The 16,646-nt window shown below is 56.1% G+C and carries 18 protein-coding genes; all 18 read left to right on the top strand.

Annotated features, from left to right (window positions below; translation table 11 throughout):
• Positions 1 to 565: 565 nt before the first annotated feature.
• The 18 genes from rpmH (at position 566) to AABM55_RS29740 (ending at position 16,600) form a co-directional block, all read left to right on the top strand.
• Positions 566 to 700 carry a 50S ribosomal protein L34 gene (gene rpmH / locus AABM55_RS29825; protein ID WP_003213577.1) on the top strand — a complete coding sequence of 45 codons (135 nt, stop codon included), beginning with the start codon at positions 566 to 568 and terminating at the stop codon, positions 698 to 700.
• Between the two features lie 16 nt (positions 701 to 716).
• Positions 717 to 1,118 (top strand): ribonuclease P protein component, encoded by a 402-nt coding sequence (gene rnpA, locus AABM55_RS29820; RefSeq protein ID WP_031319651.1) that lies wholly within the window; start codon positions 717 to 719, stop codon positions 1,116 to 1,118.
• Positions 1,111 to 1,356, top strand: a complete 246-nt coding sequence (gene yidD / locus AABM55_RS29815; RefSeq protein ID WP_052966011.1) for a membrane protein insertion efficiency factor YidD — start codon at positions 1,111 to 1,113, stop codon at positions 1,354 to 1,356. Before rnpA ends, yidD begins: the two co-directional genes overlap by 8 nt.
• A 2-nt stretch (positions 1,357 to 1,358) precedes the next feature.
• A complete protein-coding gene (gene yidC, locus AABM55_RS29810; RefSeq protein ID WP_054594863.1) occupies positions 1,359 to 3,041 on the top strand; it encodes a membrane protein insertase YidC in 1,683 nt (560 codons plus the stop codon).
• 79 nt (positions 3,042 to 3,120) lie between these two features.
• The gene (gene mnmE, locus AABM55_RS29805; RefSeq protein ID WP_054594862.1) at positions 3,121 to 4,491 is read left to right on the top strand and encodes a tRNA uridine-5-carboxymethylaminomethyl(34) synthesis GTPase MnmE; all 1,371 of its coding nucleotides are present in this window, start codon (positions 3,121 to 3,123) and stop codon (positions 4,489 to 4,491) included.
• A gap of 605 nt (positions 4,492 to 5,096) precedes the next feature.
• Positions 5,097 to 6,995: a tRNA uridine-5-carboxymethylaminomethyl(34) synthesis enzyme MnmG gene (mnmG, locus tag AABM55_RS29800; protein WP_103314863.1), complete on the top strand. Its 1,899-nt coding sequence runs from the start codon at positions 5,097 to 5,099 to the stop codon at positions 6,993 to 6,995.
• The gene (rsmG, locus tag AABM55_RS29795; protein ID WP_347928499.1) at positions 6,992 to 7,636 is read left to right on the top strand and encodes a 16S rRNA (guanine(527)-N(7))-methyltransferase RsmG; all 645 of its coding nucleotides are present in this window, start codon (positions 6,992 to 6,994) and stop codon (positions 7,634 to 7,636) included. The genes mnmG and rsmG overlap by 4 nt, the downstream gene beginning before the upstream one ends.
• Before the next feature lie 18 nt (positions 7,637 to 7,654).
• Complete coding sequence (locus tag AABM55_RS29790; RefSeq protein WP_019694399.1) at positions 7,655 to 8,452, top strand: ParA family protein; 798 nt, start codon at positions 7,655 to 7,657, stop codon at positions 8,450 to 8,452.
• Positions 8,453 to 8,461: 9 nt separating this feature from the next.
• Positions 8,462 to 9,334, top strand: coding sequence for a ParB/RepB/Spo0J family partition protein (locus tag AABM55_RS29785; protein ID WP_347928498.1), 873 nt, complete (start codon positions 8,462 to 8,464; stop codon positions 9,332 to 9,334).
• 148 nt (positions 9,335 to 9,482) lie between these two features.
• On the top strand, positions 9,483 to 9,890 hold the full coding sequence (locus AABM55_RS29780) for a F0F1 ATP synthase subunit I (protein WP_054594857.1): 408 nt from the start codon (positions 9,483 to 9,485) through the stop codon (positions 9,888 to 9,890).
• 16 nt (positions 9,891 to 9,906) lie between these two features.
• On the top strand, positions 9,907 to 10,776 hold the full coding sequence (gene atpB, locus AABM55_RS29775) for a F0F1 ATP synthase subunit A (protein WP_054594856.1): 870 nt from the start codon (positions 9,907 to 9,909) through the stop codon (positions 10,774 to 10,776).
• A 133-nt stretch (positions 10,777 to 10,909) separates the two neighbouring features.
• Positions 10,910 to 11,167, top strand: coding sequence for a F0F1 ATP synthase subunit C (gene atpE, locus AABM55_RS29770; RefSeq protein WP_019694395.1), 258 nt, complete (start codon positions 10,910 to 10,912; stop codon positions 11,165 to 11,167).
• Positions 11,168 to 11,225: 58 nt separating this feature from the next.
• Complete coding sequence (locus tag AABM55_RS29765; RefSeq protein ID WP_054594855.1) at positions 11,226 to 11,696, top strand: F0F1 ATP synthase subunit B; 471 nt, start codon at positions 11,226 to 11,228, stop codon at positions 11,694 to 11,696.
• A gap of 12 nt (positions 11,697 to 11,708) precedes the next feature.
• Positions 11,709 to 12,245 (top strand): F0F1 ATP synthase subunit delta, encoded by a 537-nt coding sequence (locus tag AABM55_RS29760; protein WP_054594854.1) that lies wholly within the window; start codon positions 11,709 to 11,711, stop codon positions 12,243 to 12,245.
• Between the two features lie 21 nt (positions 12,246 to 12,266).
• Positions 12,267 to 13,811 carry a F0F1 ATP synthase subunit alpha gene (atpA, locus tag AABM55_RS29755; protein WP_054594853.1) on the top strand — a complete coding sequence of 515 codons (1,545 nt, stop codon included), beginning with the start codon at positions 12,267 to 12,269 and terminating at the stop codon, positions 13,809 to 13,811.
• A gap of 50 nt (positions 13,812 to 13,861) precedes the next feature.
• On the top strand, positions 13,862 to 14,722 hold the full coding sequence (gene atpG, locus AABM55_RS29750) for a F0F1 ATP synthase subunit gamma (protein WP_054594852.1): 861 nt from the start codon (positions 13,862 to 13,864) through the stop codon (positions 14,720 to 14,722).
• A gap of 27 nt (positions 14,723 to 14,749) precedes the next feature.
• The gene (gene atpD, locus AABM55_RS29745) at positions 14,750 to 16,129 is read left to right on the top strand and encodes a F0F1 ATP synthase subunit beta (protein ID WP_019694391.1); all 1,380 of its coding nucleotides are present in this window, start codon (positions 14,750 to 14,752) and stop codon (positions 16,127 to 16,129) included.
• Positions 16,130 to 16,174: 45 nt separating this feature from the next.
• The gene (locus tag AABM55_RS29740) at positions 16,175 to 16,600 is read left to right on the top strand and encodes a F0F1 ATP synthase subunit epsilon (RefSeq protein WP_054594851.1); all 426 of its coding nucleotides are present in this window, start codon (positions 16,175 to 16,177) and stop codon (positions 16,598 to 16,600) included.
• Positions 16,601 to 16,646 lie beyond the last annotated feature (46 nt).

Genomic DNA, 16,646 nt, shown 5'->3' with positions numbered 1-16,646 from the left:
GGATATCCCCTAAGTTGAAAGCCGGTGAGGCAAAAACAAGCGGCCATTGTAGCGACCAGACGCCGACTTATCCACACGTAGGTTGCTCACGGGTGTCGAAGAATCAACGCTTTATACGTAAAAAAGACGACCAATGGTCTGTGCATAAGCCCTGTGGATAAACCTACCTAAGCTCATTGTACAAGTGGGGGGCAAACCCGGTGGATAACCTGCCTGTGGATAACCACCCATTCCACACACAGCTTATCCGACAGCGCAGCACAGGCTGACCACCGTTTTCCACTGTAGTTGTCATTCTCTGTACAGCACGGAATAGAAGGGCTAAAGGTAGTTATCCACAGATGATGGCAGGCCTAGCTTTTATAAGCTTTACAGAAAAGCTTTAAATAATTCCCTTCTTTATTTTTATATCTAGCTGTCCACCTTTCAAGGACGAACCCTTCGGATATCCATTTAAAGGAAACGTTGGTTGGAAATTGACCTAGAGGCTTGCTTTCTCTAGAATCCCCGGTCTCTTAAAACGGGGGCCATTCCGGCCCGTTGTGGACGAACCAGGTAACACGACATGAAACGTACTTTCCAACCAAGCACTATCAAACGCGCTCGTACCCACGGTTTCCGTGCTCGCATGGCTACCAAGAACGGCCGTGCCGTCCTGTCGCGTCGTCGCGCCAAAGGTCGTGCGCGTCTGGCAGTTTGATAATCCGGTACTGGAGGTGAGTCAGGACTTCAGTCGGGAAAAGCGTTTGCTTACCCCCCGGCATTTCAAGGCAGTCTTTGACTCCCCTACCGGCAAGGTTCCGGGGAAAAATCTCCTGCTCCTTGCACGCACCAACGATCTCGATCACCCCCGCCTAGGGCTGGTTATCGGGAAAAAGAGTGTGAAGCTCTCCGTTGAGCGCAATCGCCTCAAGCGTTTGATGCGCGAATCATTTCGCCTCCACCAGGATTCTCTGGTTGGTTGGGATATCGTTATCGTCGCGCGCAAAGGTTTGGGTGATGTAGAAAACCCCGAATTGATTCAGCATTTCGGCAAACTCTGGAAACGTCTGGCACGCAGCACGCCGGTACCAGCAGTCAAAACCGAAACTGTAGGGGTAGACAGCACTGATGCGTAAACTGGCGCTCGTTCCGATCCAGTTTTATCGCTATGCCATTAGTCCTTTGATGGCCAGCCACTGTCGTTTCTACCCCAGTTGTTCCTGCTACGCGTATGAAGCCATAGAAAATCATGGCCTTCTGCGCGGTGGCTGGCTGACCTTTCGTCGTTTAGGTCGCTGTCATCCGTGGAATCCCGGTGGTTATGACCCGGTTCCATCTATCCCTACCTCCCGTTCTTCTTCGATGGCCGAGTAATCATGGATATTAAACGCACGATCCTGATCGTCGCCCTGGCAATCGTGTCCTACGTTATGGTTCTGAAATGGAACCAGGACTATGGTCAGGCTGCCTTGCCGACTCAGAATGTTGCTTCCAATCAGGCTGCCCCGGCTATTCCGGATACGCCACTTGGTAACAATGCTGCCGCCAGTGCCGATGTACCCAGCGCGAATACCGATATCAGTGCCCCTGCCGCAACGCCGGTAGTCACCAATAAAGATCTCATCCATGTCAAAACGGATGTGCTCGAACTGGCTATCGATCCTCAAGGTGGTGATATCGCCCAGCTGATGCTGCCGCTGTATCCACGTCGTCAGGACCATCCGGAAATTCCGTTCCAGCTGTTTGATAACGGTGGCGAACGTACTTACCTGGCTCAAAGCGGCCTGACCGGTACCAACGGTCCGGATGCTCGTGCTACCGGTCGTCCGGTTTACTCGACCGAACAGAAGACTTATCAACTGGCTGATGGCCAGAACCAGCTCAACGTTGACCTGAAATTCAGCGACGCTGGCGTCAATTACATCAAGCGCTTCAGCTTTACTCGCGGTCTGTACGATCTGAAAGTCACTTATCTGATCGACAACACCAGCGATAAAGCCTGGACGGGCAACCTGTTTGCCCAGCTCAAGCGCGATGCAAGTGCCGATCCTTCTTCGACTACCGCTACCGGTACTGCGACTTACCTGGGCGCTGCCCTGTGGACAAGTGCAGAGCCGTACAAAAAAGTGTCGATGAAAGATATCGACAAGGCGTCGTTGAAAGAAACCGTTAACGGTGGCTGGGTCGCCTGGCTGCAACACTACTTCGTGACTGCCTGGATTCCAGCCAAGAACGACAGCAACGTGGTGCAGACTCGCAAAGACAGCCAAGGCAACTACATCATCGGTTTCACTGGCCCGGTATTGTCCGTTGCGCCAGGTGCCAAGGCTGAAACCAGCGCTACGTTGTACGCAGGTCCGAAAAGCCAGGCGATACTGAAAGAGTTATCCCCAGGTCTGGAACTGACGGTCGACTACGGCATTCTGTGGTTCATCGCCCAGCCGATCTTCTGGCTGTTGCAACATATCCACGCGATCGTTGGTAACTGGGGCTGGTCGATCATCTTCCTGACCATGCTGATCAAGGGGATCTTCTTCCCGCTGTCGGCTGCCAGCTACAAATCCATGGCGCGCATGCGTGCAGTGGCACCGAAACTGGCTGCGCTGAAAGAGCAACATGGCGACGACCGGCAGAAAATGTCGCAAGCCATGATGGAGCTGTACAAGAAAGAGAAGATCAATCCACTGGGTGGTTGCTTGCCAATCCTCGTGCAGATGCCGGTTTTCCTTTCGCTGTACTGGGTACTCCTGGAAAGCGTGGAAATGCGCCAGGCACCGTTCATGCTGTGGATTACTGACCTGTCGATCAAGGATCCGTTCTTCATTCTGCCGATCATCATGGGCGCAACCATGTTCATCCAGCAGCAGCTGAACCCGACTCCTCCGGATCCGATGCAGGCCAAGGTTATGAAGCTGATGCCAATCATCTTCACCTTCTTCTTCCTGTGGTTCCCTGCGGGTCTGGTGCTGTACTGGGTTGTGAACAACTGCCTGTCCATCACCCAACAGTGGTACATCACACGTAAGATTGAAGCGGCTACCAAAAAAGCGGCTGCATAACTTACTCTGTGGATAACCACTCAAAACGCCCCCTAGTGGGGCGTTTTGCTATCCGTCATTTTTATCTGGATATCGAATCATGAGCACTCCTCGTGAAACCATTGCCGCCGTCGCCACTGCTCAAGGCCGTGGCGGTGTCGGTATCGTCCGTATTTCCGGTCCGCTGGCGAGTGTTGCGGCGAAAGCCATCAGCGGTCGCGAACTGAAACCACGGTTCGCCCATTACGGCCCGTTTCTCAGTGAAAACGAGGACGTGCTGGACGAAGGCATCGCCTTGTATTTCCCTGGACCGAATTCATTCACCGGCGAAGATGTGCTGGAACTCCAGGGCCATGGCGGCCCGATCGTTCTGGATATGTTGCTGCAGCGCTGCCTGCAATTGGGTTGCCGTCTGGCTCGGCCGGGTGAATTTAGCGAACGCGCGTTCCTCAACGACAAACTCGACCTGGCCCAGGCCGAAGCCATCGCCGATTTGATCGAAGCGAGTTCTGCACAGGCAGCCCGAAATGCACTGCGTTCGTTGCAAGGCGCATTTTCGCAGCGTGTGCATAACCTCACCGAGCAATTGATTGCACTGCGGATCTACGTTGAGGCGGCAATCGACTTCCCTGAAGAAGAAATCGACTTCCTTGCCGATGGCCACGTGCTGAAGATGCTCGATGCGGTGCGCGACGAGTTATCCACCGTATTGCGTGAAGCCGGGCAGGGCGCATTGCTGCGTGATGGCATGACCGTGGTGATTGCCGGTCGCCCTAACGCCGGAAAATCCAGCCTGCTCAATGCATTGGCCGGCCGTGAAGCCGCGATTGTTACCGAGATTGCCGGCACGACCCGGGACATCCTGCGCGAACATATCCACATCGATGGTATGCCTCTGCATGTGGTCGACACCGCTGGTTTGCGCGACACCGAAGACCAGGTCGAGAAAATCGGTGTGGAACGGGCATTGAAAGCCATCAGCGAGGCAGATCGGGTGTTGCTGGTGGTTGATGCCACTGCGCCTGAAGCGCTCGATCCTTTTGCCTTGTGGCCTGAATTCCTCGAGCAACGCCCGGATCCGGCCAAAGTGACCTTGATCCGCAACAAGGCAGACCTGACCGGAGAAGCGATAGCGCTGGAAGTCAGTGAAGATGGCCACGTGACCATCAGCTTGAGCGCCAGGTCTGCTGGCGAAGGCCTGGAACTGCTGCGTGACCATCTCAAGGCCTGCATGGGCTATGAGCAAACCTCGGAAAGCAGCTTCAGCGCCCGCCGGCGTCACCTGGAAGCCCTGCGCCATGCCAGTGCTTCACTCGAACATGGTCGCGCACAGCTGACTTTGGCCGGTGCCGGAGAGTTGCTGGCTGAAGATTTGCGTCAGGCACAGCAGTCGTTGGGTGAAATTACCGGCGAATTCAGCTCCGACGACCTGTTGGGCAGGATCTTTTCCAGCTTTTGTATCGGTAAATAACCTCACCTCTCCCTCCGTGGGAGCCGAGCTTGCTCGCGAGGCGGCGTGTCTGACACACCGTGTTGCTTAAATCGCAGGCAAGCCAGCTCCCACGAATCCGTGTATCCCCCAGATTTTTCGCATTGCCGAGCGGTATCGATCGCTTCGGTGGTTTTTCCATGGGCGGAATTTACTCCATTCAGCGCTTTTCTGTGGATTAAGCCCTGTGAATAACTGCCACTGAGCACGGTTGATAACAGGGCTTCAAAACTGAGGAAAACCTCCTCTGTGGATAACCACCCCATTCATCCACAGGCTTACACCGGTTATCCAAGGGCCTCCTTGGCACATGACCACAGGCTTTCATTCCTCTGTACACATTGAAAATAAAGGGCTACATAGATCTATCCACAGAAAAGGTGCTCTATAGAAATAAACATAAAAACAAAGATTTAATAAATTTCTTTCTTTTTAATTTCTATTGTCCGTGACTTACCCACAGCTGGTTAAATTTTGTGCAAAGGGTTCTTTAGGAAGGGCGAAGTCCCTATACTTGTCGACCAGGTCCGAAAACCTGAGCTCAAACTATTCCTGATTACCCAACTGAAGCAGGCACGAGGTGCGTGGTGGATTTCCCTTCCCGTTTTGAAGTGATCGTCATCGGCGGCGGTCATGCCGGTACCGAGGCAGCACTTGCATCAGCACGTATGGGGGCAAAAACCCTGTTGCTGACGCATAACGTGGAAACCCTCGGAGCAATGAGCTGCAACCCCGCGATTGGCGGGATCGGCAAAAGCCATCTGGTCAAGGAAATCGATGCCCTTGGCGGTGCGATGGCCATGGCTACCGATAAAGGTGGTATTCAATTTCGCGTCTTGAACAGCCGCAAAGGCCCAGCCGTGCGCGCTACTCGCGCCCAGGCCGATCGCGTTCTGTACAAGGCCGCTGTACGCGAGATTCTCGAGAACCAGCCGAACCTGTGGATATTTCAACAGGCCGCCGACGACCTGATCGTCGAACAGGAACAAGTGCGTGGTGTTGTCACCCAAATGGGCCTGCGGTTCTTCGCAGACTCCGTGGTGTTGACCACTGGCACGTTCCTCGGTGGACTTATCCACATCGGTTTGCAGAATTTTTCCGGCGGTCGCGCCGGTGATCCACCATCGATCGCACTGGCTCACCGTCTGCGTGAACTGCCATTGCGTGTGGGTCGTTTGAAAACCGGTACTCCGCCGCGTATCGACGGCCGCTCTGTGGATTTCTCGGTGATGACCGAGCAACCGGGCGATACGCCAATCCCGGTGATGTCGTTCATGGGCAACAAGGAACAGCATCCACAGCAGGTCAGTTGCTGGATTACCCATACGAATGCGCGTACCCACGAAATCATTGCCGCAAACCTCGACCGTTCGCCTATGTATTCTGCTGCCGGTGAGATCGAAGGCATCGGCCCGCGTTACTGCCCGTCGATCGAAGACAAGATTCACCGCTTTGCCGACAAGGAAAGCCATCAGGTCTTCATCGAGCCGGAAGGTTTGACCACCCACGAGCTGTACCCGAACGGGATATCCACATCCTTGCCGTTCGACGTGCAATTGCAGATCGTGCAATCGATTCGCGGCATGGAAAACGCCCATATCGTTCGCCCGGGCTACGCCATCGAGTACGACTACTTCGATCCGCGCGACCTGAAGTACAGCCTCGAAACCAAAGTTATTGGTGGTCTGTTCTTCGCCGGACAAATCAACGGCACCACCGGTTACGAAGAAGCCGGCGCCCAAGGTTTGCTGGCCGGGGCCAACGCAGCATTGCGTGCCCAGGGCAAAGACAGCTGGTGCCCGCGTCGCGACGAAGCGTACATCGGCGTATTGGTCGACGACCTGATTACCCTGGGGACCCAAGAACCGTATCGGATGTTCACGTCCCGCGCCGAATACCGTTTGATCCTGCGCGAAGACAACGCCGACCTGCGCTTGACCGAAAAAGGTCGCGAGCTGGGTCTGGTGGACGACGTGCGCTGGGCGGCTTTCTGCAAAAAACGCGAAAGCATCGAAGTGGAAGAGCAACGCCTGAAAAGCACCTGGGTTCGCCCCGGTACGGAGCAGGGCGATGCGATTGCCGAAAAGTTCGGCACGCCGCTGACCCACGAATACAACTTGCTGAACCTGCTGACCCGTCCGGAAATCGACTACGCTGGTCTGATCTCGGTGACAGGTGCCGGTGCAGAAGATCCACAGGTCGCCGAGCAGGTCGAAATCAAGACCAAATACGCCGGTTACATCGACCGTCAGCAGGATGAAATTGCTCGCCTGCGGGCCAGTGAAGACACCAAATTGCCTGTGGATATCGATTACACGAACATCTCCGGTCTCTCCAAAGAGATCCAGAGCAAGCTCGGCGCGACCCGTCCAGAGACCCTGGGCCAGGCTTCGCGGATACCGGGCGTGACCCCGGCAGCGATTTCGCTGTTGATGATTCATTTGAAAAAACGCGGCGCGGGCCGTCAGTTGGAGCAAAGCGCTTGAGTTCGTTGGTCACCTCGCAACATGCCGAAGAGTTATCCACAGGTGCTCGCCAGCTCGGTGTGAACCTGACAGAAACCCAGCACGCGCAGCTGCTGGGTTATCTGGCCCTGTTGATCAAATGGAACAAGGCTTACAACCTGACCGCCGTGCGTGATCCGGACGAAATGGTTTCGCGGCACCTGCTCGACAGCCTGAGCGTGATGTCCTTCATCGAAAACGGTCGCTGGCTGGATGTTGGCAGTGGCGGCGGCATGCCGGGTATTCCACTGGCGATCCTGTTTCCCGAGTCGCAAGTGACGTGCCTGGACAGCAACGGCAAGAAAACCCGCTTCCTGACTCAGGTCAAACTCGAACTCAAACTGGATAACCTGCAAGTTATCCACAGTCGCGTCGAAGCCTTCACGCCTGAACTGCCGTTCAACGGGATTATTTCCCGGGCATTCAGCAGCATGGAGAACTTCAGCAACTGGACTCGCCACTTGGGCGATAGCGACACGCGTTGGCTGGCAATGAAGGGCGTTCATCCCGCCGATGAGCTGGTAGCATTGCCGGCAGACTTCCACCTCGATAGCGAACACGCCCTGGCCGTACCCGGTTGCCAAGGCCAACGCCATCTGCTGATACTGCGCCGCAGGGCATGATTGGGAACACAAGCAAGAATGGCTAAGGTATTCGCGATAGCGAACCAAAAGGGTGGTGTGGGCAAGACCACCACCTGCATCAACCTCGCAGCATCCCTGGTCGCGACCAAGCGCCGGGTGTTGTTGATCGATCTTGATCCACAGGGCAACGCCACCATGGGTAGCGGTGTGGATAAACACGGCCTGGAAAACTCGGTCTACGACCTGTTGATCGGCGAATGCGATCTGGCCCAGGCCATGCACTTTTCCGAACACGGTGGTTACCAGTTGTTGCCGGCCAACCGCGATTTAACCGCGGCTGAAGTCGTTCTGCTGGAAATGCAGATGAAGGAAAGCCGTCTGCGCAGCGCTTTGGCGCCGATCCGTGAGAACTACGATTACATTTTGATCGACTGCCCACCGTCGCTGTCGATGCTCACGCTCAATGCTCTGGTTGCCTCCGACGGGGTAATTATCCCCATGCAGTGCGAGTATTTCGCGCTCGAAGGGTTGAGCGACCTTGTGGATAACATCAAGCGCATCGCTGAGCTGCTGAACCCGAACCTGAAAATCGAAGGCCTGCTGCGGACTATGTACGACCCGCGCCTGAGCCTGATGAACGATGTGTCGGCGCAGCTCAAGGAACACTTCGGCGAGCAACTGTACGACACCGTGATACCGCGCAACATCCGTCTGGCCGAAGCGCCAAGTTATGGCATGCCGGCGTTGGCCTATGACAAACAATCCCGTGGCGCACTGGCCTATCTGGCCCTGGCGGGCGAGATGGTTCGTCGTCAACGCAAAAATTCACGCATTGCCGCTGCTCAGGCAACTTAAGGAATCCCCATGGCCGTCAAGAAACGAGGTCTCGGACGTGGACTGGATGCACTGCTGAGTGGTCCGACTGTCAGTTCGCTTGAAGAGCAAGCGGTGCAGGCCGATCAGCGTGAGCTGCAGCACCTGCCGCTGGACCTGATCCAGCGCGGCAAGTACCAGCCGCGTCGCGACATGGACCCTCAGGCGCTGGAAGAACTGGCGCAGTCGATCAAGGCTCAAGGCGTGATGCAGCCGATCGTGGTTCGCCCGATCGGTGCCGGCCGCTTTGAAATCATCGCCGGCGAACGCCGCTGGCGCGCCAGCCAGCAGGCTGGCCAGGAAACCATCCCGGCGATGGTGCGCGATGTGCCGGATGAAACCGCAATCGCCATGGCGTTGATCGAGAACATCCAGCGCGAAGACCTCAATCCGATCGAGGAAGCGGTCGCCCTGCAGCGTCTGCAGCAGGAATTCCAGCTGACTCAGCAGCAAGTCGCCGAAGCTGTGGGCAAATCCCGCGTGACCGTGGCCAACTTGTTGCGCCTGATTGCATTGCCGGAAGTCATCAAGACCATGCTGTCCCACGGCGACCTGGAAATGGGTCATGCCCGGGCTTTGCTCGGGTTGCCGGAAAATCAACAGGTCGAGGGGGCGCGACATGTTGTCGCACGTGGCCTCACCGTGCGTCAGACCGAGGCCCTGGTTCGCCAGTGGTTGAGTGGTAAACCGGCGCTCGCCGAACCCTCGAAACCGGACCCGGATATCGCTCGTCTCGAACAACGCCTGGCAGAGCGCCTAGGCTCTGCGGTGCAGATCCGCCACGGGAAGAAGGGCAAAGGGCAGTTGGTGATTGGCTACAACTCCCTTGATGAGCTTCAAGGCGTCCTCGCACATATCCGCTGAAACATTTCCTCATGTAGCGCGACGTTCGAAATCACTACCTGACAGTTGAATAGGGGCTGAACCGCCCCTATACTCTGCGCGCATTTTGTCGGCACAAATTATGCCAAGTTATTGAATTCTGGCAGCCGGCCTTTGAGGAGCAAAAGTGATGGAAACCCGCACGCCAAACCGCTTGCCGTTCCATCGCTTGGCGGTTTTTCCCGTGTTATTGGCGCAATTTGTCGTTTTGCTGCTTGCAGCGACGGCGCTCTGGCGATGGCATGGAGTCGTAGCCGGATACTCAGGACTCTGCGGAGGTCTGATAGCCTTGCTTCCCAATGTTTATTTCGCTCACAGGGCATTTCGGTTTTCCGGCGCCCGAGCAGCTCAAGCCATTGTCCGGTCTTTTTATGCCGGCGAGGCAGGCAAACTGATTTTGACGGCAGTGCTCTTTGCATTGACGTTCGCAGGTGTGAAGCCACTGGCGCCGCTAGCTGTATTCGGCGTCTTCGTGCTGACCCAACTGGTCAGCTGGTTCGCTCCCCTGCTGATGAGAACAAGACTTTCGAGACCTTAGGGCGTTTGAGGCAACCATGGCAGCAGAATCCGCTTCGGGCTATATCCAGCACCACTTGCAAAACCTGACCTTCGGTCAGCTACCTACCGGCGGCTGGGGTTTTGCCCACACCGCAGCAGAAGCCAAGGCAATGGGCTTTTGGGCTTTCCACGTCGATACCCTCGGCTGGTCGGTCGCGTTGGGGCTGATCTTCGTTCTTCTTTTCCGCATGGCGGCGAAGAAGGCGACTTCCGGCGTACCAGGTGCCTTGCAGAACTTCGTTGAAGTATTGGTCGAATTCGTCGACAGCAGCGTGAAAGACAGCTTCCATGGCCGTAGCCCGGTGGTTGCACCTTTGGCACTGACCATCTTCGTCTGGGTGTTCATGATGAACGCCATCGACCTGGTACCGGTCGACTGGATCCCGCAACTGGCTGCGGCCATTTCCGGCAACCACGAGATTCCGTTCCGCGCCGTATCGACCACCGACCCGAACGCTACGCTGGCCATGGCCTTCTCGGTGTTCGCGCTGATCATTTTCTACAGCATCAAAATCAAGGGCATCGGCGGCTTTATCGGCGAACTGACCCTGCACCCGTTCGGCAGCAAGAACATTTTTGTTCAGGCGCTGCTGATTCCGGTGAACTTCCTGCTGGAATTCGTGACGCTGATTGCCAAGCCAATCTCGCTGGCACTGCGTCTGTTCGGCAACATGTACGCTGGCGAGCTGGTGTTTATCCTGATCGCCGTGATGTTCGGCAGCGGCCTGCTCTGGCTTAGCGGCCTGGGCATTGTGCTGCAGTGGGCGTGGGCTGTGTTCCACATCCTGATCATCACCCTGCAGGCGTTTATCTTCATGATGCTGACCATCGTCTACCTGTCGATGGCGCACGAAGAGAACCATTAAGACCGGCTTCGGCTAGTCTGATGTCCCTCTCGCCTCGGCGAGAGGGGGCCCGTACCGGGCTCGATGAAACGATTTGTTTTACCGCTTTAATCTAAAAAACCTAAACCATACGACGTAAAAGTCGGGAGGAAAGATGGAAACTGTAGTTGGTCTAACCGCTATCGCTGTTGCACTGTTGATCGGCCTGGGCGCACTGGGTACCGCAATTGGTTTCGGCCTGTTGGGTGGCAAGTTCCTGGAAGGCGCAGCGCGTCAGCCAGAAATGGTTCCAATGCTGCAAGTTAAAATGTTCATCGTTGCCGGTCTGCTCGACGCCGTAACCATGATCGGCGTTGGTATCGCTCTGTTCTTCACCTTCGCGAACCCTTTCGTTGGTCAACTCGCTCACTAATCACTCGGATTTTCGAGTTGAGCAAGTCTGATGGACAACGAACGAGCGAGGTGTTGGCGTGAACATTAATGCAACCCTGATTGGCCAGTCCGTTGCGTTCTTCATTTTTGTACTGTTTTGCATGAAGTTCGTGTGGCCTCCGGTCATCGCGGCTTTGCACGAACGTCAGAAGAAGATCGCGGATGGACTGGACGCTGCCGCCCGAGCAGCTCGCGACCTGGAATTGGCCCAAGATAAAGCGGGTCAACAACTGCGCGAAGCTAAAGCTCAGGCAGCCGAAATCATTGAGCAAGCCAAGAAGCGCGGTAATCAGATCGTCGAAGAGGCTGTTGATAAAGCCCGTGTCGACGCTGAACGTGTGAAATTGCAGGCTCAGGCCGAGATCGAACAGGAACTGAACAGTGTCAAAGACGCGCTGCGTGCCCAACTGGGTGCACTGGCCGTTGGCGGCGCCGAGAAGATCCTGGGTGCCACAATCGATCAAAACGCGCACGCGGAGCTGGTAAACAAACTGGCTGCTGAAATTTAAGCGAGGGCGATCATGGCAGAACTGACCACGTTGGCCCGACCTTACGCTAAGGCAGCCTTCGAGCATGCCCAGGCCCACCAGCAACTGGCCTCTTGGTCAGCCATGCTCGGCCTGGCTGCAGCAGTGTCGCAAGACGACACCATGCAGCGCGTGCTCAAGGCCCCGCGACTGACGAGCGCAGACAAGGCCGCCACGTTTATTGACGTGTGCGGCGACAAGTTTGATGCCAAGGCACAGAACTTCATCAACGTCGTTGCCGAAAACGACCGTCTCCCGCTTTTGCCGGAGATATCCGCTCTGTTCGACCTGTACAAGGCCGAACAAGAGAAGTCGGTAGACGTTGAAGTGACCAGTGCTTTCGCGTTGAACCAAGAACAGCAAGACAAACTCGCCAAGGTTCTCAGTGCACGACTCAACCGGGAAGTGCGCCTGCAAGTCGAGGAAGACAAATCCCTGATAGGGGGCATTGTCATCCGCGCCGGCGACCTGGTTATCGATGGCTCGGTTCGCGGCAAACTCGCGAACCTTGCCGAAGCATTGAAATCTTGAGTTTGAAGGGGCAGCAGAGCAATGCAGCAACTCAATCCTTCCGAAATAAGTGAAATTATCAAGGGCCGCATCGAAAAGCTCGATGTGACCTCCCAAGCCCGTAACGAAGGCACTGTCGTCAGCGTATCTGACGGCATCGTGCGGATTCACGGTCTGGCCGACGTAATGTACGGCGAGATGATCGAGTTTCCGGGCGGCGTCTACGGTATGGCCCTCAACCTGGAGCAAGACTCTGTAGGTGCCGTTGTATTGGGCTCTTACCAGACTCTGGCTGAAGGCATGAGCGCCAAGTGCACTGGCCGCATCCTTGAAGTTCCTGTTGGTAAGGAACTGCTGGGTCGCGTAGTCGACGCACTGGGTAACCCAGTTGACGGTAAAGGTCCGCTGAACAACACCGAGACCGATGCGGTCGAGAAAGTTGCTCCAGGCGTGATCTGGCGTAAGTCGGTAGACCAGCCTGTACAGACTGGCTACAAGGCTGTTGACGCCATGATCCCTGTCGGCCGTGGCCAGCGTGAGCTGATCATCGGTGACCGTCAGATCGGTAAAACCGCTCTGGCGATCGACGCGATCATCAACCAGAAAGACAGCGGCATCTTCTGCGTCTACGTAGCGATCGGTCAGAAACAATCGACCATCGCCAACGTGGTTCGCAAGCTGGAAGAAAACGGCGCCTTGGCTAACACCATCGTCGTAGCTGCCAGTGCTTCGGAATCGGCTGCACTGCAATTCCTGGCACCGTACTCCGGTTGCACCATGGGCGAATATTTCCGCGACCGCGGTGAAGACGCGCTGATCGTTTATGACGATCTGTCCAAGCAAGCAGTGGCTTACCGCCAGATTTCCCTGCTGCTGCGCCGTCCACCAGGCCGTGAAGCCTACCCAGGCGACGTGTTCTATCTCCACTCCCGTCTGCTGGAGCGCGCATCCCGCGTTTCGGAAGAGTACGTAGAGAAGTTCACCAACGGTGCCGTGACTGGCAAGACCGGTTCCTTGACCGCTCTGCCAATCATTGAAACCCAGGCTGGCGACGTTTCCGCGTTCGTTCCGACCAACGTGATTTCGATCACCGACGGTCAGATCTTCCTGGAATCGGCCATGTTCAACTCCGGGATCCGTCCTGCAGTGAACGCCGGTGTTTCGGTATCCCGTGTGGGTGGTGCCGCTCAGACCAAGATCATCAAGAAGCTTTCCGGTGGTATCCGTACCGCTCTGGCTCAGTACCGTGAACTGGCTGCATTCGCCCAGTTCGCTTCTGACCTGGACGAAGCCACTCGCAAGCAGCTTGAGCACGGTCAGCGCGTTACCGAGCTGATGAAGCAGAAGCAATATGCGCCGATGTCCATTGCCGACATGTCGTTGTCCCTGTATGCCGCTGAACGTGGCTTCCTGGTAGACATCGAGATTCCAAAAATCGGTAGCTTCGAGCAGGCGATGATTGCTTACTTCAACCGCGATCACGCCGAATTGATGGCGAAGATCAACGTGAAGGGTGACTTCAATGACGAAATCGACGCTGGCCTGAAAGCCGGTATCGAGAAGTTCAAGGCCACCCAAACCTGGTAAGCCGCAGCGGGGGCCGAGAGGCTCCCGCTTGCTAACCTGATAGGTGTTACATGGCAGGCGCAAAAGAGATTCGCAGTAAGATTGCGAGCATCAAAAGCACGCAAAAAATTACCAGCGCCATGGAAAAAGTGGCGGTCAGCAAAATGCGCAAGGCACAAATGCGCATGTCGGCTAGCCGTCCTTACGCGGAGCGCATCCGCCAGGTTATTGGTCATCTGGCCAACGCTAACCCGGAATATCGCCACCCGTTCATGATCGAGCGCGCTATCAAGCGCGTTGGTTATGTCGTCGTGAGCAGTGACCGTGGTCTGTGTGGTGGCTTGAACACCAACCTGTTCAAGGCTTTGGTCAAGGACATGGCGGTAAACCGCGAACAAGGCGTCGAGATCGATCTGTGCGTGATTGGTAGCAAAGGTGCGGCTTTCTTCCGCAACTTCGGCGGTAACGTCGTTGCAGCTATCAGCCACCTGGGTGAAGAGCCGTCGATCAATGATCTGATCGGCAGCGTCAAGGTGATGCTGGATGCCTACCTGGACGGCCGTATTGACCGCCTGTGCGTGGTGTCCAACAAGTTCATCAACACCATGACGCAACAGCCTACCGTGGAGCAGTTGATTCCACTGGTGGCGACCCCGGATCAAGAACTCAAGCACCACTGGGACTATCTCTACGAACCGGATGCCAAGGAGCTGCTTGACGGCTTGATGGTCCGCTACGTGGAGTCGCAGGTCTACCAGGCGGTGGTCGAGAACAACGCAGCTGAACAAGCGGCGCGGATGATCGCAATGAAGAACGCTACCGACAACGCCGGTGACTTGATCAGCGATTTGCAGCTGATCTACAACAAGGCGCGTCAGGCTGCGATCACCCAAGAGATCTCGGAAATCGTCGGCGGCGCTGCCGCGGTTTAACGGTTCAAATATTCAGAGGATCCAGCTATGAGTAGCGGACGTATCGTTCAAATCATCGGCGCCGTTATCGACGTGGAATTTCCACGCGACAGCGTACCGAGCATCTACAACGCGCTGGAAGTACAAAGCGCGGCCGGAACTACGCTTGAAGTTCAGCAGCAGCTGGGCGACGGCGTGGTTCGTACCATTGCGATGGGCTCCACCGAGGGCTTGAAGCGTGGTCTGGAAGTCAAGGACTCCGGCGCAGCCATCTCCGTACCGGTCGGTAAAGCGACCCTGGGCCGGATCATGGACGTACTGGGTAACCCGATCGACGAAGCTGGCCCGATTGACACCGAAGAACGCTGGGGCATTCACCGTCCTGCGCCGTCCTTCGCTGAACAAGCTGGCGGCAACGACCTGCTGGAAACCGGCATCAAGGTTATCGACCTGGTTTGCCCGTTCGCCAAAGGCGGTAAAGTCGGTCTGTTTGGTGGTGCCGGTGTAGGCAAAACCGTAAACATGATGGAACTGATCCGTAACATCGCCATCGAGCACAGCGGTTATTCCGTGTTCGCCGGTGTGGGTGAGCGTACTCGTGAGGGTAACGACTTCTACCACGAGATGAAGGACTCCAACGTTCTGGACAAAGTGGCACTGGTTTACGGTCAGATGAACGAGCCGCCGGGAAACCGTCTGCGCGTAGCACTGACCGGCCTGACCATGGCCGAGAAGTTCCGTGACGAAGGTAACGACGTTCTGCTGTTCGTCGACAACATCTATCGTTACACCCTGGCCGGTACTGAAGTATCCGCACTGCTGGGCCGTATGCCTTCTGCAGTAGGTTACCAGCCGACCCTGGCTGAAGAGATGGGCACTCTGCAAGAGCGCATCACTTCCACCAAAAACGGTTCGATCACCTCGATCCAAGCGGTATACGTACCTGCGGATGACTTGACTGACCCGTCGCCAGCGACCACCTTCGCCCACTTGGACGCCACCGTCGTTCTGTCCCGTGACATCGCTTCCCTGGGTATCTACCCAGCGGTAGATCCACTGGATTCGACTTCGCGTCAGCTGGACCCGAACGTGATCGGTCAGGACCACTACGACACCGCTCGCGGCGTTCAGTATGTTCTGCAGCGTTACAAAGAACTGAAGGACATCATTGCGATCCTGGGTATGGACGAGCTGTCGGAAACCGACAAGCAGTTGGTATCCCGCGCTCGTAAGATCCAGCGCTTCTTGTCGCAGCCGTTCTTCGTGGCTGAAGTCTTCACTGGTGCATCGGGTAAATACGTTTCCCTGAAAGACACCATTGCTGGCTTCAAAGGCATCCTCAACGGTGACTACGACCACCTGCCAGAACAAGCGTTCTACATGGTCGGCGGCATCGAAGAAGCGATCGAGAAAGCCAAGAAACTGTAATCCCGGCGCCCGGCGACGGGCGCTAATTTAGGTTGAGGCAAGCAGATGGCTATGACAGTCCATTGCGACATCGTCAGTGCGGAAGGGGAAATCTTCTCTGGTCTGGTCGAGATGGTGATTGCGCACGGTGAGCTGGGTGATCTTGGTATCGCTCTGGGTCACGCTCCGCTGATCACTAATCTGAAACCAGGTCCGATCCGCTTGATCAAGCAGGGCGGGGAAGCCGAGGTGTTTTACATCTCCGGTGGTTTCCTCGAGGTTCAGCCGAACATGGTCAAGGTGCTTGCCGACACTGTGCAACGTGCTGCCGACCTGGACGAAGCCTCCGCTCAGCTAGCCGTACAGGCTGCTGAGAAGGCCTTGCATGAAAGAGGCGCCGAGTTCGACTACGGTTCCGCTGCCGCTCGTCTGGCCGAGGCGACAGCTCAGCTGCGCACCGTCCAGCAGATCCGCAAGAAGTTCGGCGGCTGATAAGCCTCCCGCTTGTTGTGTGATTGATTAAAAAGGGTAGCCTCGG

The sequence above is a fragment of the Pseudomonas helvetica genome, assembly GCF_039908645.1.
Lineage (GTDB): Bacteria > Pseudomonadota > Gammaproteobacteria > Pseudomonadales > Pseudomonadaceae > Aquipseudomonas > Aquipseudomonas helvetica.
This window is presented reverse-complemented; position numbering and strand designations above follow the sequence as displayed.

Bases quoted from the DNA above. Each gene is read 5' to 3' on its own strand.
- rpmH (WP_003213577.1), top strand. From the start codon at position 566: ATGAAACGTACTTTCCAACCAAGCACTATCAAACGCGCTCGTACCCAC.
- yidD (WP_052966011.1), top strand. From the start codon at position 1,111: ATGCGTAAACTGGCGCTCGTTCCGATCCAGTTTTATCGCTATGCCATT.
- AABM55_RS29740 (WP_054594851.1), top strand. From the start codon at position 16,175: ATGGCTATGACAGTCCATTGCGACATCGTCAGTGCGGAAGGGGAAATC.
- yidC (WP_054594863.1), top strand. From the start codon at position 1,359: ATGGATATTAAACGCACGATCCTGATCGTCGCCCTGGCAATCGTGTCC.
- AABM55_RS29760 (WP_054594854.1), top strand. From the start codon at position 11,709: ATGGCAGAACTGACCACGTTGGCCCGACCTTACGCTAAGGCAGCCTTC.
- atpA (WP_054594853.1), top strand. From the start codon at position 12,267: ATGCAGCAACTCAATCCTTCCGAAATAAGTGAAATTATCAAGGGCCGC.
- atpE (WP_019694395.1), top strand. From the start codon at position 10,910: ATGGAAACTGTAGTTGGTCTAACCGCTATCGCTGTTGCACTGTTGATC.
- atpG (WP_054594852.1), top strand. From the start codon at position 13,862: ATGGCAGGCGCAAAAGAGATTCGCAGTAAGATTGCGAGCATCAAAAGC.
- mnmE (WP_054594862.1), top strand. From the start codon at position 3,121: ATGAGCACTCCTCGTGAAACCATTGCCGCCGTCGCCACTGCTCAAGGC.
- atpB (WP_054594856.1), top strand. From the start codon at position 9,907: ATGGCAGCAGAATCCGCTTCGGGCTATATCCAGCACCACTTGCAAAAC.
- AABM55_RS29790 (WP_019694399.1), top strand. From the start codon at position 7,655: ATGGCTAAGGTATTCGCGATAGCGAACCAAAAGGGTGGTGTGGGCAAG.
- AABM55_RS29780 (WP_054594857.1), top strand. From the start codon at position 9,483: ATGGAAACCCGCACGCCAAACCGCTTGCCGTTCCATCGCTTGGCGGTT.
- atpD (WP_019694391.1), top strand. From the start codon at position 14,750: ATGAGTAGCGGACGTATCGTTCAAATCATCGGCGCCGTTATCGACGTG.
- AABM55_RS29785 (WP_347928498.1), top strand. From the start codon at position 8,462: ATGGCCGTCAAGAAACGAGGTCTCGGACGTGGACTGGATGCACTGCTG.